Annotated in this window: 2 protein-coding genes; both read right to left on the bottom strand. The window is 71.1% G+C overall.

The genetic code is table 11. From position 1 onward, the window contains the following. On the bottom strand, positions 1 to 417 hold a 417-nt coding region (locus Q8S40_RS18325; RefSeq protein WP_305671533.1), incomplete at its 3' end, for a DUF1566 domain-containing protein. A gap of 26 nt (positions 418 to 443) precedes the next feature. Continuing rightward, on the bottom strand, positions 444 to 1,488 hold a 1,045-nt coding region (locus tag Q8S40_RS18320), incomplete at its 5' end, for an ethylbenzene dehydrogenase-related protein (RefSeq protein ID WP_305671532.1).

Below are 1,488 nucleotides of genomic sequence, written 5' to 3'. Positions count from 1 at the left end.
AGCGGGTCGCTGCAGGCCCTGCAGCTCGGCGAGCGTGGGCGGGCGCCAGTCGTCGCGCCCGCACAGCGCCTTGGCTCGCACCGCCCGCACAAGATCGGCGCTGTCGCAGGGCAGGTGTTCGCGGTCGAGGTGACAGGTGCCGAGGTCTTGCGCGCCGACCTGCGTGTCGGCATCGAACCACGAATAGCTGGCCGCGGCGTAGTGCAGGGTTTCGTTGTCGGTCTTGTTCTCCCAGATGAGGCCGGTGTCGCGATCGAGCACGCAGGCCCAGGGCCCGGCCGCAAGCGCCAGCTCCCGGCCCGCTGCGTCGAGCTTGGCGTAGCGCGCGCTGTCTGCCGCGGCGCTGTAGTGATCGGCCTCGCCGGCCGGCTGGCAGGCGCTCAACGCGCAAGCGACCAGCGCGCCGGTGGCCAGCATCAGCAAGCCCGTGATCCGCGCAGGTCTCATGGTCGCTCCAGCGCCACGATCAGCGGCCGCAGGTGCAGGCTATGGCGGGTCTGGCTGTGGTCGAACACCGCGATCCACAGCGCCATGCCGTCCTCGATCGGCAAGTCGAAGGCACCCGGCGCGGCCAGGCTGCGCGCGATCTCCAGCTGCCAGTAGCCCTCGTTCCAGTGCGCACGCGCCAGCACATCACCGCGGTCGCCCTCGTAGTGGTCGCGCACCAGGATGGACGGCATCAGCGTGCCGACCGGATAGGTGTCGAGTTCGGGCGCATACGGCTGGGTGGCCGCCCACTCCAGCGACCAGTCGACCTGCACGCCCGGCGCCTGTGGATCGGGCAGTTCAGAGAAGGCGGCGAGCTGTGCGGGATCGCGCGGCAGCCGCCGCGGCAACACGCGCTCGGCATCGAACCACTGCCAGTTCTCGACGATTGCACCGGCCTCGGCGGGGTCGGCACGGTAGCCGGCGGTATAGCGCCGCTGCCCGGGCTGCGGCGGTAGCGCCGCGCCGAAGTGACTGTCATCCAGCGTGCCCAGCGGGTTGCGCAGCGCCTTCCAGTGCCAGACATCCACGCGGCCGGCCTCGTCGGTGTAGTGATAGCCGCGGCCGTGGCGTGGCGCGGGATCGGCATCGCGCGGGCGGCGCGCGTGCTGGAAGCTGTCGCCGGCAAGGCCATGCGAGCGCGCCCACATCAGCGCCAACTTGTCCTCATACCAGAGCTGCTCATCGTCCTGCGCAAAGCCCTGTTGCACGAGCTGCCAGCCCTCGGCGGTCTTGCGCAAGGGCAGATGCGCGCCGCTGCGGGTGGAGTCGGGCCAGCGCAGGGCCATGAACACGGTGGCGCCGTCGTGCAGGGCGCGGATCTCGACCGGAATGTCGCCGCCGTGGTCCGCGTCGTAGCGCGTGGTCAGCACCGTCTGGGCTGCCGCGCGCTGCCAGATGGACTCATCGAGGACGCCGTCGATTTCCGGGCCCGCGCCTTCGGCGATGTGTGCGATCTCAAGCCGCGGGCTGATCCAGGCCACCGGCAGCAGCAGCGCGCCC

This window comes from Falsiroseomonas sp., from assembly GCF_030695085.1.
Lineage (GTDB): Bacteria > Pseudomonadota > Alphaproteobacteria > Acetobacterales > Acetobacteraceae > Falsiroseomonas.
The sequence above is the reverse complement of the archived record's forward strand: the minus strand, read 5'-3'. Positions and strand labels throughout refer to the sequence as shown.